The organism is Vibrio sp. T9, assembly GCF_003123985.1.
Classification (GTDB): domain Bacteria; phylum Pseudomonadota; class Gammaproteobacteria; order Enterobacterales; family Vibrionaceae; genus Vibrio; species Vibrio diabolicus.
On the sequence record NZ_NIGY01000008.1, the window covers coordinates 24,151 to 45,075 of the forward strand.

17 protein-coding genes are annotated in these 20,925 nt (G+C 41.6%); 14 read left to right on the forward strand and 3 right to left on the reverse strand.

What is annotated here, in order from left to right; genetic code table 11:
- The first annotated feature begins 5 nt into the window (after positions 1-5).
- From tssB to tssG, 5 genes are all read left to right on the forward strand, one after another.
- Complete coding sequence (gene tssB / locus CBX98_RS16885) at positions 6-512, forward strand: type VI secretion system contractile sheath small subunit (RefSeq protein ID WP_005392637.1); 507 nt, start codon at positions 6-8, stop codon at positions 510-512.
- An 8-nt stretch (positions 513-520) separates the two neighbouring features.
- The gene (tssC, locus tag CBX98_RS16890; RefSeq protein WP_005392635.1) at positions 521-1,996 is read left to right on the forward strand and encodes a type VI secretion system contractile sheath large subunit; all 1,476 of its coding nucleotides are present in this window, start codon (positions 521-523) and stop codon (positions 1,994-1,996) included.
- Between the two features lie 61 nt (positions 1,997-2,057).
- Positions 2,058-2,468, forward strand: a complete 411-nt coding sequence (tssE, locus tag CBX98_RS16895; protein WP_109169814.1) for a type VI secretion system baseplate subunit TssE — start codon at positions 2,058-2,060, stop codon at positions 2,466-2,468.
- Between the two features lie 10 nt (positions 2,469-2,478).
- Entirely contained in the window at positions 2,479-4,227 is a 1,749-nt protein-coding gene (gene tssF / locus CBX98_RS16900; protein WP_109169815.1) for a type VI secretion system baseplate subunit TssF, read from the forward strand.
- Positions 4,224-5,222 carry a type VI secretion system baseplate subunit TssG gene (tssG, locus tag CBX98_RS16905; RefSeq protein WP_006741089.1) on the forward strand — a complete coding sequence of 333 codons (999 nt, stop codon included), beginning with the start codon at positions 4,224-4,226 and terminating at the stop codon, positions 5,220-5,222. The genes tssF and tssG overlap by 4 nt, the downstream gene beginning before the upstream one ends.
- A 54-nt stretch (positions 5,223-5,276) precedes the next feature.
- Here the strand turns inward: tssG and CBX98_RS16910 are convergent, their stop codons facing one another.
- The 3 genes from CBX98_RS16910 to CBX98_RS16920 are packed head-to-tail and all read right to left on the reverse strand — an operon-like array spanning position 5,277 to position 10,491.
- Complete coding sequence (locus tag CBX98_RS16910; RefSeq protein WP_005373369.1) at positions 5,277-5,729, reverse strand: Lrp/AsnC family transcriptional regulator; 453 nt, start codon at positions 5,727-5,729, stop codon at positions 5,277-5,279.
- A 28-nt stretch (positions 5,730-5,757) separates the two neighbouring features.
- Entirely contained in the window at positions 5,758-9,150 is a 3,393-nt protein-coding gene (gene tssM / locus CBX98_RS16915) for a type VI secretion system membrane subunit TssM (RefSeq protein WP_109169816.1), read from the reverse strand.
- Between the two features lie 27 nt (positions 9,151-9,177).
- The gene (locus CBX98_RS16920; protein WP_109169817.1) at positions 9,178-10,491 is read right to left on the reverse strand and encodes a type VI secretion system ImpA family N-terminal domain-containing protein; all 1,314 of its coding nucleotides are present in this window, start codon (positions 10,489-10,491) and stop codon (positions 9,178-9,180) included.
- A 538-nt stretch (positions 10,492-11,029) separates the two neighbouring features.
- Between CBX98_RS16920 and CBX98_RS16925 the strand changes: the two genes are divergently transcribed.
- The 9 genes from CBX98_RS16925 to CBX98_RS26585 all read left to right on the forward strand — a co-directional run bounded on the left by CBX98_RS16925 (position 11,030) and on the right by CBX98_RS26585 (position 20,822).
- A complete protein-coding gene (locus CBX98_RS16925) occupies positions 11,030-11,629 on the forward strand; it encodes a hypothetical protein (protein ID WP_005392629.1) in 600 nt (199 codons plus the stop codon).
- Positions 11,630-11,638: 9 nt separating this feature from the next.
- A complete protein-coding gene (gene tagH, locus CBX98_RS16930) occupies positions 11,639-13,132 on the forward strand; it encodes a type VI secretion system-associated FHA domain protein TagH (RefSeq protein ID WP_109169818.1) in 1,494 nt (497 codons plus the stop codon).
- The gene (gene tssJ, locus CBX98_RS16935) at positions 13,125-13,625 is read left to right on the forward strand and encodes a type VI secretion system lipoprotein TssJ (RefSeq protein WP_005392625.1); all 501 of its coding nucleotides are present in this window, start codon (positions 13,125-13,127) and stop codon (positions 13,623-13,625) included. The genes tagH and tssJ overlap by 8 nt, the downstream gene beginning before the upstream one ends.
- Before the next feature lie 11 nt (positions 13,626-13,636).
- Positions 13,637-14,962 carry a type VI secretion system baseplate subunit TssK gene (gene tssK / locus CBX98_RS16940; protein WP_006741084.1) on the forward strand — a complete coding sequence of 442 codons (1,326 nt, stop codon included), beginning with the start codon at positions 13,637-13,639 and terminating at the stop codon, positions 14,960-14,962.
- Positions 14,959-15,750, forward strand: coding sequence for a type IVB secretion system protein IcmH/DotU (icmH, locus tag CBX98_RS16945; protein WP_006741083.1), 792 nt, complete (start codon positions 14,959-14,961; stop codon positions 15,748-15,750). Before tssK ends, icmH begins: the two co-directional genes overlap by 4 nt.
- Before the next feature lie 148 nt (positions 15,751-15,898).
- Positions 15,899-17,356 carry a DUF4150 domain-containing protein gene (locus CBX98_RS16950; RefSeq protein ID WP_109169819.1) on the forward strand — a complete coding sequence of 486 codons (1,458 nt, stop codon included), beginning with the start codon at positions 15,899-15,901 and terminating at the stop codon, positions 17,354-17,356.
- Positions 17,357-17,368: 12 nt separating this feature from the next.
- Positions 17,369-19,594, forward strand: a complete 2,226-nt coding sequence (locus CBX98_RS26580) for a hypothetical protein (RefSeq protein WP_242446590.1) — start codon at positions 17,369-17,371, stop codon at positions 19,592-19,594.
- The gene (locus tag CBX98_RS16960; protein ID WP_109169820.1) at positions 19,587-20,198 is read left to right on the forward strand and encodes a hypothetical protein; all 612 of its coding nucleotides are present in this window, start codon (positions 19,587-19,589) and stop codon (positions 20,196-20,198) included. The genes CBX98_RS26580 and CBX98_RS16960 overlap by 8 nt, the downstream gene beginning before the upstream one ends.
- 93 nt (positions 20,199-20,291) lie before the next feature.
- Positions 20,292-20,822 carry a hypothetical protein gene (locus CBX98_RS26585; RefSeq protein WP_242446591.1) on the forward strand — a complete coding sequence of 177 codons (531 nt, stop codon included), beginning with the start codon at positions 20,292-20,294 and terminating at the stop codon, positions 20,820-20,822.
- Positions 20,823-20,925: the final 103 nt, after the last annotated feature.

A 20,925-nucleotide genomic window follows, 5' to 3' on the forward strand; every position in this document is an offset into this window, starting at 1 on the left:
GAATTATGTCACGTGACGGCTCGGTGGCTCCTAAAGAGCGAATTAATATCCGTTATGTTCCAGCAACTGGCGATACGCAAGAAGACGTAGAACTGCCGCTAAGCATGATGGTGGTTGGCGACTTTACTGCACGTGCAGATGAGACGCCAATTGAAGAACGCACTCCAATCAATATCGATAAAGACAACTTTAACGAAGTGCTAGAAGGCATGTCTCCAAACGTTAAAGTGAACGTTGAAAACCGTCTTTCTGATGAAGAAGGCGGCCAAATCGGTGTTGATCTAACGTTCCAAAACATGAAGGACTTCTCTCCAGAAGCGATCGCGAAAAGCGTGCCTGAACTAAACAGCCTGCTTGAACTTCGCGAAGCCTTGGTGGCGCTGAAAGGCCCTCTAGGTAATGTTCCTGCGTTCCGCAAGAAGATCGCATCAGTACTTCAAGATGAAGACGCGAGAAAGAAACTGTTGGATGAACTAAGCATTGGTAACGACCAAGACGCGAAAGAAGAGTAAGGGATATCATGTCTGCAGAAGCACAAGCGCCAGAACAAGAAGCAGCCTTAGTTGAATCAGGCTCACTTCTGGATAGCATTCTTAACGAAACTCGTTTAAAGCCAAGTGATGAAGGTTTTGATGTTGCAAAACGCGGCGTAGAAGCATTCATCAGTGAGCTACTAAGCAGCTCGAACACAGAGAAAGTGGATCAGTCTTTAGTTGATCTGATGATCTCAGAAATTGACCAAAAACTGTCTAAGCAAGTTGATGCAATTCTTCACAACGAAGAAGTTCAAGCGATTGAATCAACTTGGCGTGGCCTTAAGTACCTGGTTGACCACACTGACTTCCGTGAGAACATTCAAATTGAATTGATCTCTGCGAAGAAAGATGAAGTTCTTGATGACTTCGAAGACGCGCCAGAAGTGGTGAAGTCTGGTTTGTACAAACAAATCTATACGCGTGAATATGGCCAATTTGGTGGTAAACCTGTTGGCGCAGTCATTTGTGACTACGATATGTCGGCTTCGTCTCCAGACATCAAACTGATGGAGTACATGGCAAACGTGGGTGCAATGTCTCATGCTCCATTTATTACATCGGCGTCTGCGAAGTTCTTTGGTCTAGATAGCTATGAAGAGCTACCGAATCTAAAAGATCTTAAGTCAGTATTTGAAGGCCCACAATACACTAAATGGCGTAGTCTACGTGAACACGAAGATGCACGTTACCTAGGTCTATGTACGTCTCGCTTTATGCTACGTACACCTTACTCTGTAGAAGATAACCCAATTAAGGCGTTTGACTACGATGAGCAAGTAACAGACAGCCATGACAACTACCTATGGGGTAACTCTGCGTACGCGATGGCATCAAAAATTAGTGAGTCTTTCGCTAAGTACCGTTGGTGTCCAAACATCATTGGTCCTCAAAGCGGTGGTACTGTGCATGACTTACCGGTTTACAACTTTGAAGCCATGGGTCAAATCGAAACTAAGATCCCAACTGAGATTCTTGTTTCTGACCGTCGCGAGTACGAGCTAGCAGAAGAAGGCTTCATTGCGCTAACCATGCGTAAAGGTTCTGACAACGCGGCGTTCTTCTCTGCAAACTCTGTTCAAAAACCGAAAGTGTTTGCGAACACGCCAGAAGGCAAACAAGCAGAGATGAACTACAAGCTAGGTACTCAGCTTCCTTACATGTTCATCATCAACCGTCTAGCACACTACATCAAAGTGCTACAGCGTGAGCAAATTGGTTCTTGGAAAGAGCGTTCTGACCTAGAAATCGAACTGAACAAGTGGATTCGTCAATACGTTTCTGACCAGGAAAACCCGCCAGCGGAAGTTCGTGGTCGCCGTCCGCTTCGTGCTGCTAAGGTTGAAGTATCAGACGTAGAAGGCGACCCAGGTTGGTACAAAGTATCAATGTCTGTACGTCCTCACTTCAAGTACATGGGTGCAAGCTTCGACTTGTCTCTAGTTGGTAAGTTAGACCAATAACCCATTGCTGAAACCATAAAGCAGCCAGTACAGACTGGCTGCTTTTTTCGTAGGAGTGAAGATGGAAAAAGGTTATCGCCTTTTAGAGCGGATTGAGCTTGGTGAACCCAAAAGCTGTTACGAGAAAGTCGTTTCTCACAAGCATTTGATTGAATCTATTCATTCTCATCTCGCAGACTTGCTGAATACCCATTCTGGGAATGCAATGATCGACAATGAGTATGGTTTACCCGATTTTAATGACGTACTTTCTAACAACACGAACCTAGTTCGCCACATTCAAAAAAACATCACGTCAACCATAGAGCGCTTTGAACCGCGACTGTTGAATGTCGAGGTTAATTACCGTGAAGATCACCATAACCCGCTACAACTCGGCTTTGGTATTCGCGGCGAAGTTTCCCATAACGGCGGTAAAGTCCCAATGTCGATAGACGTCTACATGGGAACCGACGGCCAATTTAACGTTTAGTAGGTGCCACTTGAGTAACAGTAAATACTTTCAAGATGAACTCACGTATTTGCGTGAGTCGGGTAGTGAGTTTGCCAAATATCATCCGAAGTTAACTCACTTTCTCTCTGAGGGAACCTTTGACCCAGATGTCGAACGACTTCTCGAAGGTTTTGCCTTTCTGACAGGTCGAATCCGCGAAAAGATTGATGATGAACTGCCTGAGCTGACGCAATCTCTGATGACTTTGCTGTGGCCACATTACATGCGTTCGATTCCGTCTTTGTGCATTAGCGAACTAAAACCGCATACCGGAAGTGTTACTGAGAAAACCGTGGTGAAACGTGGCGCAGAAATGGCGAGTGAACAGGTAGAGGGCACGCAATGTTTGTTCCGTACTTGTTACGACGTCAATCTATACCCAATTACGATCACTAACATCGAACAGACCAACAGCCGCACCAGTTCGATGATTGATGTGACTTTATCGACGGAGCATGGCCTTGAACTGTCTCGGATCGGTTTAGACACGCTGCGATTACACCTGCATGGCGAGATTCATATTACTCGAACTGTCTTTTTATGGCTGTTCCGTTACCTAGATTATGTCGAATTAGATGTTGGTGGTGGTTACAAACATCGCTTAGGGCCAGAATACGTTAAGCCAGTTGGGCATGAAGAGGACGAAGCGCTCCTGCCTTACAGCAAAAATTCATTTGCAGGTTACCGTTTGCTGCAAGAATTCTTCTCTTTGCCAGATAAGTTCATGTTCTTCGATATTAAGGGCTTAGAGTGGTTAAAAGGCATTCCGCAACGCAGCACAGTCAAAATCAAATTCCACTTTAAGCGTGCTTTGCCTTCAGAAGTGGTGCTTAAAGATAAACACTTAAGGTTGCACTGCACACCTGCCGTTAACTTGTTTGAAAAAGACGGCGATCCAATCCGTTTAGAACATCGACGAAACGAGTACAAGGTGCGTCCACAAAGTAACACTCAGGAGCATTACGAGGTTTATTCCATTGATCAAGTGGAGAGTTGGAGTAAGGACGAACGCCGTCGTAAACCATTAATCGAATTTGAGTCGTTTGAGCACCAAATCAACCAACGTGATAAGCGAGAGTTCTACAAATCTAAAGTCGCTGAGCGTGTAAGCGGTAGAGGCCTTGAACGCTACATATCATTTCATACTCATAATGGGGACATTGCGGAACTGGGAACAGAAACGGTACTCATGAAACTGCAATGTAGTAACGCAGATTTGGCGGAACGTTTGTCAGTGGGGGACATCACTTACGCGACTCATAAATCACCGACCTATGCGACGTTTAGGAATATTACCAAGCCCACTCAATCGGTCAGTCCGCAAGTGAATGGTGAGCTTCAGTGGCAGTTAATTGCGAATATGTCACTCAACTACTTATCGCTGGCAAATATTGATGTACTTAAAGTGCTTCTCTCTACCTATGATTTCCACTCTCGTGTTGACAGACAAGCGCACCGCGCATCCATTCATCGACTTGATGGGGTTATCTCTTCGGAAATGAAACCAATAGACCGTGTGTTTCGTGGCGTTTCGGTACGCGGCAATCAGTTTAAGTTGGTCACCAATTCCAAATTTTTTGTCAATGAAGGCGACATGTTCTTGATGGCGACGGTGCTTAACGAATTCATCCGTTTGTACTCGAGTGTGAACTCCTTTACCGAACTGGAAGTGTTTGATGAAGCGACAGGCGAGGTTTATAACTGGGCAAGTCTTATCGGACAGCAGACGATACTATGATTAATACACTTTCTGATAAGTCGAATGAGTTTAGTTTCTATCAAGCAGTCTTGCTGCTAGAGAAGCATTATCAACTAGAGCCGAACTCTAACTTTGTCGCCGTCGGTGAGAACAAGTACTTCCACCAAGAACGTATTGAGTTCAGCGTTTCGCCAAACTTATCTTTTCCAAAGAGCGATATGGACTTTATTGCTCATATGGAGAGAAATGGCCAGCAGTATTCTAGAGTCGAAACTAACTTTCTTGGCTTGCATGGTTCAAGCTCACCACTTCCTGCTTCTTATACTGAGAAACTAGCAGGGCGAGATCCTGAAGACAATCCGGTAAAAGATTTCTTTGATTTTTTCCATAATCGGTACACCAGTTTGTTGTACCGGGTTTGGAAGAAATACCGATATCACGTGCAGTACCAAAGCGGGGCAAGTGATGCCTTCTCTGGACGTATTCTGCACTTGGCGGGCCTATCTAGCGTAATGCAAGATAGTAAGGTCGCAGAGTTAGATCGAGCGAAAATACTGTCTTATGTAAACCAACTTTCTACGCGTACGCGTTCGCCGAAGCTGATTTCCGGTATTGTTTCGCATTACTTCTCGTTGCCTAGCGTGCGCATTGAAGAGTGGGTATATCGCCGCGTAGAAATCGCAGAAAGCCAACGGAATAAACTCAACCGTGCTAATTGCATATTAGGGCAAAATTTGCACTTAGGACAAAGCATTGCGGACTTAAACGGCAAATTTAATCTCTGCATCGACAGCATCGATTTTGAAACATTTAAGCAGTTTTCCTACGATGGTGAGTTACACAAAACACTGGTTGGCCTGATGCGTTTCATTTTGCGTGACCCGATGTCGTGGGACTTAAAGTTGACAGTTAACTTAGATAGTATTCCAGAGAATAAGCTAGGTAATGGGGAAGGGAACCACTTAGGACAAACATTCTGGTTAGGTAACCCAAGTGATAAAGATGCCAAAATCCGAGTTATCGGAAGCATATAAGAAAGCCGCTCTACGAGCGGCTTTTTATGTTGTCATCAAAAAGGTCAGAAAAGCTTAACGGCTGATCGGCTGGTGAAGTACGACGGTAGTATCAAGCCTTTGAATCCCGTTAAATGACTCAATTTCGTTACAAAGATGATGAATAGACTGCAGATCGGGCGCTTCAATTAGGGCAATAATATCAAAGTTGCCACCAACAACGCTTGTTAAGCGAACCTCAGGGATTTCTTTAAGCGCATTTGTTACATCATTTTTCTTACCCTTTTCACAAGATATCAATAGATAGCTTGCGGCTTTGCGCCCTTCGTTTTCTACACGAATTTGTGCGGTATAGCCTTTGATAATACCGGTCTTTTCTAAACGATTAATCCTTTCTGCTACTGCTGTACGAGACAAACCAATGTTTCGAGATAGATTCGCAATAGACTCACGCCCGTTTGACAATAGACTTGAAAGTATTTTTCGATCTAATTTATCTAAACCTTGTAAAGTCATGTTTGAAATCATGTGTTCTGCCTATTTTGTTTTTATATTGTTATTTAATCGACTCTGGGAGCGTAAAGTTATATAGCTCAGCAAGAGTGAATGGGTTTTTCTGCGTCAATGGAGTGATGCGTAAGCTTAAGTCCCTCCCTGACACTTTTATGTCACTGACAAAGCTGCCGTTATGAGTGTTTGTCAAGGTCGAGTCACCTAGCAATCTGTATATCGCCCATTGACCACTCTTATTTAAAACGTGCTGTCTACCTTCGTCGGTTACATCCTGGAGTGTGATACTAATATTGAAGTCACCATTTTGCGGTGGCCAGGCCATTTCACGAATTCGGCTTGGACCGTGGTAGTAACTCATATTGGTATCCGCAATTTTTAAACTGGCTCTAATTGCACTAGAGTCAAGGTCGAGTACTCTTGCACTAAACGGAATATGAACTCGGTTGGTGCTTTTATTAATTAATGTATCTCGAATGACATTATAGTTGCGTAGTTGCACTAGCAGAGCTGGAGAGATTGGCATCGTCTCACCATCTACCTGCTTTGGCGTCCACAAGTTCGTATCGTAGAACGGTGCAAAGTTTTTCTGAATAAATGTGTCTAACAAACCACCTGAAGCAAATAGCAATTCGAAATCTTCAATTGAGATTTCCTCGGTCGCTGTTAGGTCAAATGGATATTTCCCCAATCCAATCTCTTTAAACTTGGTATAAATTTCACTGTACCACTGAGTTTGGATGCCTTTTGCGGACTCTGTAATCATTACTGACCAGCTTTGCTGAACCACATCTAGTAACCAGCTGCGAACGGGTTCTGGTGATTTTTGTGCAATCTGTTTAAGCTTGATTAATGGGTCCGCCTCAGTACTGTTCATTCGATGCTGTGCTGCTGCTAGCGCCGCCATTTGTGGATCTGGCGCGTCGGCGATGTCTTTCATGTAGGTGCGAACACGACTCAACGCTGCAACGGTCTCATCCCAAGGAGTAGGGGAGTTTGGTGTCTCACTCACTTGAAGCTGGTTTAATAGGTGAAAGGCTTGCTCAACACGTTGCATTAGCAAGTAATCAGGCTTTACCACTTCTTCTACAGCATCTGATGCCGAATCTGCTGCTGCCGCGAGTTTCGGGTCAAGTTTTGAAATTAGAGCGCTTTTTTCGCCAACGGGTGAAAATTGTGTGTTGGCATAGACCTGCTTCAATACCGTTGTCATTGGTGAAGAAGGGCCAGAGATTAAGTCTATCGCGTTGGTCAGGTCACCAACGTTGTCATAGTTTTGGACTTTGAGCTCACTCAGCGCATTACGCCAGTTATTGATGTAGTCATCAGTATATTTTTTTCGCACTTCTTCTTTAAAGGCTTCTTGCTCTTCGTTGGTAGGGATGACATGTTGCGATAGACCTAGAACCCAGTTGTCGCTGATTACTCGTTGTGACATTAAGTCCACGCGTGGTCGATAAAAGGTGCTAAAACCAGTGGAGGTATAGATCTTATCGACGATTAAGCGTTCGCTATCGATTGGTGTATTAAATACATTGCTAAACTCAAAACCGACGGCTCGTTGCAGATCTAATGTTCCTAAATCAATAGAGCTTGCTTCGTTTAAAATGCCTGCATACACGAGGTCGACATTCGAATTTGCAAGTAATGAGCGACGTGTTGCGCGAACAAGATCCATGTTGATATCGATTGGAGCAAATTGTGTGCGAAAGTAGGCGTCTAAGTAGCGCATGGCCTGATCAACGACGTCACTTTGGTTACTCAAATCACTCATCATTTGGAGTGTTTGATGACGTAAAAAACGGATATCACGCTTAGATGGATCGTTAAGCATTAAATACCCCTTCAATAGAGGTAAAGCGCGCGTGAAAGCGTTTTGATTTTGTGCCAATTGTAGACGGTAACCTTTCTCAATCAGAGGTATTAGCTGCTGAGCGACTTCCTTAAGTAACGCTTCGTAGGCAATGCGAGTGCTTTGATCCAAACGGCTAATATTGAGTGGTAATATTTCCTCATCTAAAGCCTTAGAACCTTTAAGCCATGCCCCATAAGACGGTTCTATCGCTTTGGTTGCATTTTCTAAAAGCTCACTAAATCTTGCATCGTGCTCTGCTTGTGATTTGTCATCAATACTTAGTAGTTGATTCATCACATGTAAATTACTGTCTAACGTAGTTGCAAAAAAGTAACCACCGCCAGCAAGCAGAATAATGGAGCCGAGTATGGCTAAACGGCTTTGTCTCTGAATTAGACGAAGATACGTCTTGTTTTCTCCCGCAAAATCGCTTTCAGGCAATATTTGCGAATCAATCAGAAAGCGAGAAAAATACGGTGTTTCCGTCAACTGGGTATGCTCAGAGGCGATAATTGGTAAGTTGAAGTAGTTACTACAACTTTTTGCTAGTAAATTGTATTTACGACCGCCTTGTAAACTTGAGCTAAAGAAAATTTCACGGATATCTAGCGAATAAACACCGTTGTTAACATCACACAGACGCTCTAGAACATAGCTGACTTCAGACTGACATAGCTCAAACTGCTTAGGGAAAGCGAGAATTGCCTGTTTCTCGTCGATATCTGTTGAGTTAGCTGATGCATCTAGCGCGTTACTTTCAAGCACTTTAACTAGATTTCGGTAGCTATCACGGTAGTATTCTGAAAAAACACCTTTGGCCTCTTTCAGCGGGATAGAAAGGAACTCTACACGTGTCTTAAGAGAGCTAAAGTGCATGTATTCTTTAAATCCATCTAACTTGTCTAGCTTCGACATAATTAGATAAATGGGTAATGCTGACGACGTTTTAGAGTTGATAGTGCTCAAGCGCCCCAATAACGACGAAATAGTGTACTCTTTTTGTTCTGGCTCAGAGACGATCATGAACTCGAAGTCGATGAAGAATAAACAGCCAGAAAATGGTTTTCTAGGTCGGTGGCGAATCACTTCTTCGATGAATGTATTCCATAAAGAAGCATCACTGCTTGATATTTCTTGAAACACTAAGCGTTGGTCAGGTTTGATGTATACAGCGCTGTCAGATTCGTACCATTCAAAAAAATCATTCTTAGCGGTTCTCGTGCGATCCATTGGTTTAATTGCACTAGAATTAAATAAAAATTGACGTCGCCCTGACCCTTTATTGCCAAGCATCAGATAAATTGGTTTCTTCCCTGAGTTAGCAAGAAGAGGTTGGATAACCATAGAAAGAGCTTCTTCCTCAGTTTCCAAATTTTGAGCTTTAGCGCTGTTCTTTTTTTTCAACCATAGTGTGAATTGAAAAGTGACGTAGAAAATGGCGATAACACCAAGGCTCAGCCAAAGATACAGTTTATCTGCATCTTTTAGAAAAAGAAGATAAATAGCGGTAATGGTTATCGCCACTAAAAGCGTTAATATAGTAGAAATCACAACTGGATTTCTAAACAGTTTTTGTTTGAACATAAGCCTAAAACTTCTTTAATTGTATTGTTATTTATTGTCAGTTTTTTCAGCTTGTAGCTGACTCAATTTATATAGGTAGATGTTCAGTAAAAGGGTTGCGCGGTCAATTTCCTTTTGCTGTGAATACTTTTCAGCGTATTCAATACGACCTAGAAGCGGGAATAGTGAGTTACTATATTCGTACGCCGTTTTAGAGTTCTTATCTACATTCTGTCTAGCTACGTTGGCAAACACCGTTCTTGCGTCTGAAAATCGCTTATACACATCCATAAACTGGTCTTCTAAATGGGCGCTCTGTGTCAAAAAGTTTTGACGTAACTGCTGGGCAGAAGATGAATCTGGATAGATTGCGATTAATTCATTGGTCAAGCTATCGAGCTCGCTGACGTTACTTACTTTGGCCGAGTCTAAAAACCAGTTATTCATCATAATATCTACGCGATTAATAGTTGGTGTTTTCAGTGACTGGGCATATTTTTTATTTTCGTAATCTAACGAGGCGACCAACTTTACAAGTTCATTAAGTGAAGCTTGACTAATTTTTTGCTCCAGCGTTCGATAGCGTTGTTGTTCGTACACAAAATGTGAACATATCGCCGTAACAATCAAGCCAATGATGAAGTAGATCATAAATCGGCCGGACTTTGTTGGGGTCGTTTTTTCACTGTTATTGAGGTGGGATGGCGAGTCCGGGGCAGGAGAGGGAGATACATTCACTTTAATTTCAGGTGTTGCCTGTGCGGAAGCAGCAGCGTTAGTATTTGCTTGTTTTTTCTCGCGTAACTCTATGGCATGTTGTTGTTCTTTTATCTGTTCAGCCCATTGATTTAAGATACGACGAATGCGACCAAATGAAGGCGCTTGAATACCGTAATGAAGGCGAAGCTCTTCCTCTATTCTTAAACACAACTGGTGCGCAGCTTCAATCAGTGGAAGTTCTTCCGGCAACGCACGGTGCTTATTAATACGTTTTTCAGTATGCTCCACCATCCATTCAATTGCGCTCATTCGTGCTTTTGACTTTGAATGTTCAGGGTATGCGGTGTTCCAATAGACGACACACACATCAAGCAATGAATTTAACCCTTCAACAAGGCCTCTTAGACCATCGTTATATGTTGATGCGACCGTGAAGTAGCAGCAACAACGTAAGTCTTTTGCGTGAGTGCTCAAGATTTTTTTTGAGAGTGTTTGAACCGTTTTCCAAGAGACTCTTCCGGTGACTTTATTAAGATTATTTATTTGACGTTTTATTTCGTCAAAGTCTTCAGAGCCATTAGGGTTAGAGCCGCTTGGGTTATTTTCATCGATTGGTCTTCGAGCGAAGTCGCTAAAAAACATAAGGCAAATTCCAACTGATCATATAGAAGTATTAAGGTATATAGGACTCCACTGCTGTTATATTAAATTGTAAGCAGTGCATTACCGAAGTGATTCTATAGATAAAAGAAGTTGTTTAGATAATAAAAACACTTAAAAAATAAATTAAATTATCCTTAGTGTGATCTTTGTTCATAATATTAATGTCAATAGTTCGATTTGTTTTTAAGGAGAGCCTTATATATGACGAAGTCGATCTTTTGAGTTAATAAATGTGACTAAATTGTTAACTTTGTCTGTTTTTTGTTCGCCTGTGTTCTTTAAATTAGCCCTCTTAAATTGGTGGTAGAGCCTTCTTAATTTTTATTTAATTAAATAGGTTTACAGGCTCATTGCTTTAACTCAGTTCGGTCCATTAGTTTTTGTTTGTAGGTAAAATAACCAACCCTATAGTTGAAATGTATTAAGTTATAGGTGTTTTTTTAGGCTTATTGAAAAAGAGAATATAATTGATATCTTTCGCCTCTAAGTAGAATATCGGTTTTCCTAGAGGGACGAAATGCTAAAACCAAGTCAAATCGGGCTGATTTCAGCCATGTGTCTATTTTCTTCTTTTGCAGTAGCAAAGGGAGAGCGTTATGGACTCTCTGCCAGTATGTTGACTATCGATAGCATTAATTACGAAGAAGGTAACAGTGGTGAACAAGACACTCTAAGGTTTGGCTTGGTTCATTCTCGCCCTATTGATGAAAATAATAACCGTTGGCGCTGGTGGTTAGGGCTTAACTACCTAGCAGAAGATATCGAAGCGCCAGCTAGCGGTCTATATCAAGAAGTAACTAACTATGAACTTCGTGTTGTACCGCAATATGCGCTGGCTTCTTGGAGCGTTTTCACACCGTACGTAGGTGCTGGTTTATCTGCAGGTTACTCACAATATTCAAACCGTTGGCAAGTTGACCCAGAAGGTTACCGCTATAAGAGTGTCGAGGACATCGATCAGTTCGAGCTGGGTGCAGTTATCGCCGTTGGTACAGTCATTAAGCTAGGTAGTAACCCAGATGCTCATATACAAATCATTCCTCAAGCCTCTTATATTCTCCCAGTTATCAATGATGGGATAGGTGGGCTTGAACTGTCTGTTTCTATGCTATTTTGAGGTATATAGATGCACTCAAATCAGCTAGTTCTATTTATTTCTAAATGCCCAGAGGAATACACAGGTGTCAAGCACATTGAAATGCCCGAGAGTGGTGGTTCAATAGGGCGTTCACCAAGTTGTAGTGTGTCTTTAACCGATCACAACCGCTTTATATCAGGCACTCATTGCCTGATCAGTGTGTATGGAGATACCTACTATATTAGTGACGTATCCACTAATGGCACTATGGTTAACGGAAACAAAATACTCAAAAATCAACCTGTTGCGATAGTCGATGGCGATATTATTTCTTTAGGACAATATGAAATTGGCGTTTCTCTGGAGCATGTTACCTCGACACAAGACATTGCCGCTGATATAGCCCCTGAGAGAGTATCCAATGATCCTTTGGTTAGCCTCGGAGACGCAGTTGTCGAAGAAGAAGAAAAAGTAGGCGCTTTAGAAGATTTGTTTATGGAGACTAAACAGGATGACATTGATTGTCATGATCCTGTTGCGCACCTTAACTTTTCAATGCAGCGAGATGATGATTATTTGATTCGTGACGATGAGCATCCAGAACCTGAACAACCTAAAACGGTGGAAAGCACACGTCAGGTGGTCGATGACAGTTTCAGCATATACTCCGAGTTCGATCAGCCAAGCCTCATCCCTGAAGATTGGATGGCTACGGAGACCAAGAGTAACGCATCAATAAAGGGTTCGTTAGGGGTAGAGAACGGTACGCCATATAGAGAAGATATTGTCTCAGAAGAGACGGTTCAACCCCAAACGACGATTCTAGATAGGGCAGTTCAAAGACAACATCGTGCACCTAACTCCACAGAGACGATCGTCGAGCATACTGCTAAAGGTTCAAAATGGGAAGAGATGACACAGTCATTTACTCCTTCTTCTCAAACTAATCAGCCACTTCAAATGCCTGCGGTAGAACCTACGATAAACAGTACGACTAAAGAGCAAGCGGGTATCGAAGCAACCGCCTGTTCTCAAGATATAGCACAAGCGTTTTTTGATGGTTTGGGTATAAGAAATCCTGAGCTAATGACGAATGAAGCTCAGTTGTTCAAACAAATGGGCACTTGTTTGCGCTTATGTATTGATAACCTACAGAAAGAATTACACGAAGTAGAGTCCTTGAAAGAAGAGCAGAGTACGAGTGAGTCTAACTCTAACATTGCAGAGCTGATGCTGACTCTCAATAGCCAACATCTACTGGCTCCAAATGAACTGGTAGAACAAATGCTTGATGAGTTGAATGACCACCAAGTCATGTTTAACAAAGCGCTGAATGAGCTTATTTTAGAACAATCAGAGACGAACGATCCCGTTGCATTTGCTAACAAAGTGGCGAGTCAATCTTTGTTCTCAACGAAGTCAAAACTGTGGGGCGAATATTTAGATTTCTACTCTAATAATCGTCGCCTGCTCAACGAAACATCCTTAAAAGGGCTGATTAAGAAAAACTATAACAAAGTGATTAAGGGAAACCATGCGTAGTATCGCCGTATTACTCGGATTTGCCATGTTGTCCGGTTGTTCCATGTGGGATCAATTTAAAGAGTCCACGGGTATCACACCAGAAACTTCGTCCATTGAATTGGTTATTGAGGCGTCACCTGTACTCAATGTGAGAGATGGGGGGCAGTCATCTCCGGTCATTCTCCGTCTTCACGAATTAAATTCGCCAGTTTTATTCCGAAGCTTAGATTTTTTTGCGCTGTTTGAAAACGATAAAGCGTCGTTGGGTGATGAGTACATCAAACGTTATGAATATCAAATACAGCCAGGTGGAAAAGTTCATGAAATGCTAACGCTAGACCCTGACACTCGTGCCGTCGGTTTTTCTGTGGCCTTTCGTGATATTGATGGTTCGTCATGGCGTAAAGTTGAAGTCATTGAAGAGAAGAGCGAGTACTACATCAAGCTCAAGTTAGAAGGCAGTGAGTTAATTTCTGATAATACTCGCGGCATTGAACAGGTTTACTTTTAAGGGATAGAAACATGTCTTTATACAATCCAGTTGTTTGGCAAGATGGAATGTTCATGAAGCCGCAGCATTTTCAACAACTCGATCGTTCGCAAAGTAAACTGTCGAGCATGTTGAGCAACAACGCATCTCCTTTACATTGGGGGATTAAGCGTTTGGAAATAAATTCACAACTGCTAGCCCTCGGTAAAATTGGTATTACGCGTGCAGAAGGCATCCTACAGGACCGCACGCCATTTGAGCTTCCACTGCTCGCTGAACTACCAGAAGTGAAAGATGTGGATCCTTCGATTGCCGATAAAGTGGTTTATTTGTGCTGTCCGTTACCATCGGAACGTTCTGAGTTATTTGGCACTAAAAAAGACGGTGCACGTTATACGATGGAATCTCAAGAAGCGGTTGATGCTTGTTATGATTCGGAAGACATGGCAAATATCGTCGTCGGTAAGCTTAACTTTTGCTTAATGTACGACCATGAAGATAAAAGTGCTTACACGTCTATTCCGATCCTCAAGATCTCGGAAGTGAAGCCAGATGGCAGCGTGATCTTAGATGATAGTTTCATTCCTACCTGTATTGATATTCACGCATCTACGGTACTTAATAAGTTCGCGACGGAGTTTGCTTCTATGCTCAAGCACCGCGCAGAATCCATAGTTCAGCGACTGGGAGTGGTGGATCAACAAGGCGTATCATCAGTTTCTGACTTTATGCTATTGCAAGCGCTCAATAGATACGAACCCTTGTTTTGGCATTTTGCAAACACAGAAGCTGTACACCCTGAGTCTTTGTATCGAATTCTTCTTCAGGCAGAAGGCGAGCTTTCGACGCTGTGCTCGACGACACGCCGACCTATTGAGTTTACTAAATACAATCATGGTGATCTTACTAGCTGTCTTTCTCGCGTTCTAGACAGTGCGAAAATGACATTGAGCGTGATGTCTGAACAAAGAGCAATTCCACTGACCTTAAAAGATCAGAACTATGGCATCAGAACGGCAGCGATCCCTGACAATAAGATCATTGATACGACGACCTTTATTCTTGCAGTTAAAGCCGACGTTACCTTGGATGTCCTGCATACGCAGTTTGTCAGCCAAACGAAGATCGGTTCAATCGATAACATTCGCGACTTGATTAACCTTCAACTGCCAGGGATTGAGATCAAACCAATGCCAGTTGTGCCACGCGCGCTGCCGTATCACGCTGGCTATACCTATTTCGAGCTCGATAAAACGGGTGAAGAGTGGATGGCATTGAAGAACACTGCTGCGATTGCGATTCACGTTGCGGGCGATTTCGCTAACTTATCATTGCAACTTTGGGCCGTTCGTCTATGAGTTACGCAGAAACAGACGTCACCGTAGTCTTATTCCAACCAGAGCCTGGCAAACCAATGGAGGTAATGCCAGCGCCTGACTTATCGAGAAACATCGCAGTACAAGATCTATCTATCGACAACATGGGTATTAACCCGCTGGTGGATCAATTCTCATGGTTGATCGCCAGTCTGTCTTGTATGTCTTCGATCCCTTGGCTTGATGACCCGATGCCATTTCGTGAACAAGTGGCACGTGAGATTCGAAAAGGTGAACGAAAACTTAATGAAATGGAGCTCGATCGTGCTTCGGTTCTTGTTATTCGTTACTGCTTGTGTGCGGCGATTGATGAATCTGTTTGTCGGCAAGAATGGGGGGCAAATAGTCACTGGAGCCAGAACAGCTTACTGTCTGAATTCCATAACGAAACCTCTGGTGGTGACAAGTTTTTCGTTATTCTCGACCGCTTAAAAGCCGACCCTCGCAAATACCGTCACGTTATAGAGTTTCTCTATTTATTGCTTCAACTTGGTTTCCAAGGCAAGTACGGCCGTGAAGAGCGTGGTAACGAAAAGTTAGCGGAAATTGGCAGCACCATTTATCGATTAGTGCGAGATGACCGCCTAGCAGAACAAGAAAAAGTTTCTTTAATTAACCTTAAAGCTAAATACCTAAAGAAGCCGTTAAAAAGGGTAATTTCACCCAAGCTGATCTTGAGTCTTAGTGCGATTACGTTTGCGCTTATGTATGCGGCAACCTACATCGTCATAGACTTAAAATTCCAGCAACTGCTTGAAGTGTATAGATAACCAGAAATCTAAAAATGAGATCTTCTGCCAGTTTTAAGGTTTGCTGTGAATATCACTGGTCTTTTAGTGAAATTCACTAGTCATTTAGAGAGATTGCAATGTGCGATCTCTTTTATCATTCAATCAATAAAATTCAAATGGATTGGTTATGGGCGTAACAGTTGGTGCGAATGGACTTTCGATAGTTCATAAAGGCTCAGGTGGTGAAGCGAATGCAACGCTCCCAGATGTTTGTTTAACTAAGGTCGGCAAGCCAGTCGTTCCTATCCCTTATGGCAACAATGCTAAATCAGCAGACCTTGCAGGTGGGACTACGACGGTCTCTATGGATGGCGGTAACAGTGTCGCTATCAAGGGCAGTACGTTCTCAAAAAGTACTGGCGATGCGGGCGGTGACAGAAAAGGCGTTGCCTCAGGCACGATAGAAGCCGAAGCAAAATTCATTTCAGCTTCACCAACGGTTAAGTTTGAAGGTAAGGGCGTATGTCGCCTGTCCGATCAAATGACCATGAACAAAGCCAACACCATGTGTTTGGGTGGGGCACAAAACCCATCGGTTTCTGTTACGGAAGATCAGGAAGGGACGTATACGCTGGATATAGAATGCAAATATCCAAATGGGCTCCCTTACTCTAATGCACAATTTTCTTTAGTCGAACCTTCAGGTGCTGTCATTGGGAGTGGAGTGCTGGATTCTAGCGGAAAAGCATCTGTTAATGGTCTCGCTCTAAAAGAATGCAAGTTAGTGCTCAGCGAAACTCAAGACTCATACACCCCGACCCAATCTTTAGCTGAAAATATTGTGACGGAAACTTACCCTGATCCGAATGATTTTTGTATGTTTGTCGCAGGTCGCCGCTCGCCATTTTGGGAAGATCGTGTTGGGGTTGCTAATGACTGGGGGATATTGATGTCCCCATCCTTCAGTGATGATGACTTTAAAGATATTGTGTTAGAGCAAAGCCGTATATCGTCTCCTTATGCGATTAGTCAAAATCACTCTAAAGACTTTTCTGATGCTTATGTTTCGGCACTTTATCACATCCAAACTGATACTACTGCGCTAGAGAAATATGAACCTTTAGTTGAACTGCTCTTGGAGCAAGTGCACGAAAATGGCGATATATTGAGAGTCTTATATCAAGCCGATGTGTTTGAGCCTCCCTATGAATTATTGGCGAAGCTTCGCTTTTTAGGGACTGGGAATACTGTGAAGTATTTGCAGTTTGTTTTATGGACGTTGATAAACAATCAAATCTGTTCATACATCGATGAGCTAAACAGTGAAATCATCGGTCGTTTAGATTTCATACAAAGCCAAGCTTCTGCAAGATCGTTGAGTTCTGTTGAAGAGGGTATAAACGGTTATAAAAAAGCACTTAACCACTTCAAACAAGCACTTCCTGACGTCATTAGCCAAATTTTCGAGACCAAAAATGACACCCTAATCTCTATATCGGCAATGGCCCTTGGGAGTACCGTTAACATAGCGAGCCAATCTAGCTTTGCTACTAATTTAGGTAGGGTTAATGCGGTGGTGTACACGAAGTCAAACAATTTGAACCGCCCATCATTTGTCACTTTTGACGATAACTTTTCTGACTAGGACATTTAAATCATGGATGCAGTTTTTCCGATAGCGCAACGAGAAGGTGACGCTTACTACACGCTCAGTGATTTTACGAAATTGTTTGCTCAAGCTAAGAGTGGTCGTTATTTAATAGGACAAGGATATGGTTGGCATAGTGGTGTTCACTTAACATCAAAAATGTTACCGTGGGGGAAAGGGCTCAGACCTATTCAAGCGATGCTTGATGGAAAAATAGTGGCATTTCGCATAAATCCTGATTACCTAACATCAACGTACCAAGAGCAAGAGTTTAAATACAGTAATAACTTTGTGCTTATCGAGCATGAGGCTGTAAACCCCGAAGATAGTGAAGATGTATTTAAATTCTATACACTTTATATGCACCTTGCGCCACCTTCAGATATTGGCGCTAATTCATCAATAAACACGCGTTATCGCTTACAAGAAAGGCGTAATGTACGCATTTTCGAACATAGTGATGTGCCTACTAACTCTAGCGTAAAAGTAAAAAAACGGTCGATGTCTAAAGGGACATTACTTGAATACTTGTATGCTGAAGAGAAGGAAACCCACCCATACCAGATCGGCAAAAATACCTACAAAATGATAAAGTGCCGTGTGGTAGAGAATGGTGAATCGGCAAGTGGTAGCGAAAAAGCACTGCTAAACAAGATTGTTTGGTTTGCTTCGGGTCTCAATAGTGACTTTGACATTTTAGAAGATTCCTCTGCTGTCCTATCAGAACCAGTTTCAGAACCTAAATGGATGTCGGACAACGCGGCAATGATTAGGGACGGTAGTGTGGTTTGTTTACTCCCGATCTTATTTAGAGAGGAAATAAAAGTTTCAGCTGGGGAAGATATCGGCTACATGGGACTGCACGAGTACAGCAACGATGCAATAGGAACTAAGAAAGACGATAATCGCGTGCATATCGAGATGTTTTCTTTTGAGGAGCCGCCCGAATTTTTCAAAAAACAGATTTCTCCCAAAAATGCGGAAGAAAATCCACTGGTCGTTCTCGATGGATCCGATAGTAGTGGTGCCGTTGATATGAGTAATTCGTTTATTCAGCAGTTACTTGAATCTGTGACAGAAGATCAAGTAACGGATTTTTCCTCGTTCACTGCTCGTGATGCCAAAGTATACTTAGATGGTAAGCGTAAACACTTTGAGCGATTTATAGTGAAACATCCTACAGATTGGCATACAGAATCGTCACAAAGTCTTTATGAATCAATCCATCAGACCGCTAAGGAAGCTCTAGATATTAAGTGCTCCGCTGGTTTTGTGACTGAAGAAGACTACCGCAACTCCCCATGGCGCGATCAAGTGATGGATAGCTTTGATCTTTTCTCGCAATTCGAACTGGAAAGAGCAGATAAGTTCTCATGGATGCAGGATTTACAAGGTGATTTGCAACTAAGCGGTGACAAGAGTCTTTGGCATTATTGGCCTTTTGTTAATTCTTTTGTTTCGGGTTACTACGTGACTCAAAAGCAAATGAATCTGATGTTTCCAGATTCTTCCCTCAGTAAAAGAGAAGAAGTGCGTGACTTATTTAATAAATATGCCAGTAGCTTTGAAATAAATACCAATGAACGAGCAGCACAATTTTTTGCTCAGATAAGAGCTGAAGTTGGTTCGAAACTAGAAGGTAATGAAGAGGACTTATGGTATTCTGTCGATAGGTTAAAAGAAATGTTTAAGCGTTACTTCAATAAATACCCTGAAGAAGCAGCTAGTCTTGGCTACATACGAATTGATGAAAGTGAATACAAAGCACTTTCACAGGCGGATAAGAAAAAGTATGTGAGAAGAAGAAGCTATTATTATAGCCAGCTTCCTCAGGAAGATGAGATAGCGAAACGTGTTTATTCTTGTGACTCACCAGATGGCCATTTTGTACTCGTCAAGGGAGGAGACGTTTCTGGATTGAGGTATAAGGGGAAGGGGTTTATACAGTTAACTTGGAAATATAACTATGACGCTGTTCAAACTAGATTGGAAAATAAAATTCAAGACTTGGGTTTTAATATTTCAGATGACCCTTACTCGGTTTTGAAAACCAAAGAAGGGTTTTTAGCTGCTCTTGGCTTTTGGGATGTTAATAATTTGAATGAGAAAGTGTCCGGAAGTATAGCTAGTACAAATAGTATCACTAATGTTGTTAACTCACGCCTTCCACGTTCTCACAAAGAAAAAAGAACAAAGTATTTTTTGGATATATATGAGGTTTTATGTAATGAATAAATTTTTAGTAAGGTTGATCGTGTTTATATCCTCAGCTTTATTGAGCTTTAGTTCTTTTTCTCAAGTTGAAGATTTATTTTTAATAGATCTTAAAAATAAAAAAGTTGAAATTGAGGTAAATAAAATTGATGGAGATTATTACTTTTCAAAATCTGAGCAACGTTTTTTAGGTCAAGATATATTGCTTGGTGATAATCAAATATCAACGATTTCAGGCAATGAGAGTAATTATCCTGATGTGTTAGAAAATGATATTAATTACAAATTGATTATATCAAATACTCTAGTGAAGAAATTGGGTTATTCATCCAACCAAAATGTTGGAAATAATATTATATTAACAACAACACAGGAAGATAATTCTAATTATAGTTTTATTTTGGTTTATTCTTACAAAAATAATAAAATTGTTCTAACCGATGTTTTATATCTCGAAGAGAATTTTGATAAAAGAGAAGGTGAAAACACGATATATAAAGTCAATGTACAGTCTCCAGAGAGTATTATTAATTTGGAAAATTATGATAGAAGAGCACTCTCTGATTTTATAGTTAACAATTTATATAAATCTGTACAAGATATGACGATCGACATTAACTTATGAACAGTATAGAAGACTAGAGTAGATGTTGATGAATGTTTCATTTTTGGAATGTCCGATGTATATTCGCGATCTCTATTTTGACAAGGCTCTGTATTGTCTTTATTTTTAAATCCAGTCGATACACTTAAGTTTAATATGGTTTATAAATTTATTAAGGTAGTGAGTTTTTTATTTATTTTGCCATTACCATTTTTTGTAAATGCATGCTGCGAACAAGACTCTGTTGTATTTACATGTGATTTGGAAAATCAAGGTGGTGGCTTGAAAGCTTGTTTTAATCAAGCCGAGAATTCGATGTACTTCGTTGTTGACGAAAATGGGTTGAAAACAGTTTATGCCCCACGACAAGGGAAGAGTTTAGATAGCTATAAATGGGTAGATATTTCTCTTAAAGAACCTGAATACATTCCTTTGAAATTTGAAGTAAATGAAAACAAGAATGCGTACTTTTCATTGACAAGAGGTGGTGGACGGTTGAGTGTCGTTGCTAACTCCGTTGACATGATTGAAGATGAAAATGCTGTTGAGTACTACTATGAATTGGAAACTGAAACAGCTCTGGCTCCTAGCGTTAGATTAAAAATAAAACACGTAAAGCCCAATGAGTTTGAAGCTTGGGATTAAATAGCAATAGATTCCAGTGAGAGCCTAAATAAAATTCATTGTAATAAAGAGTTAGCTTTTCTAGAAAATTTACTCGAGACGTTTGGATAAGAAATGTTCAGAT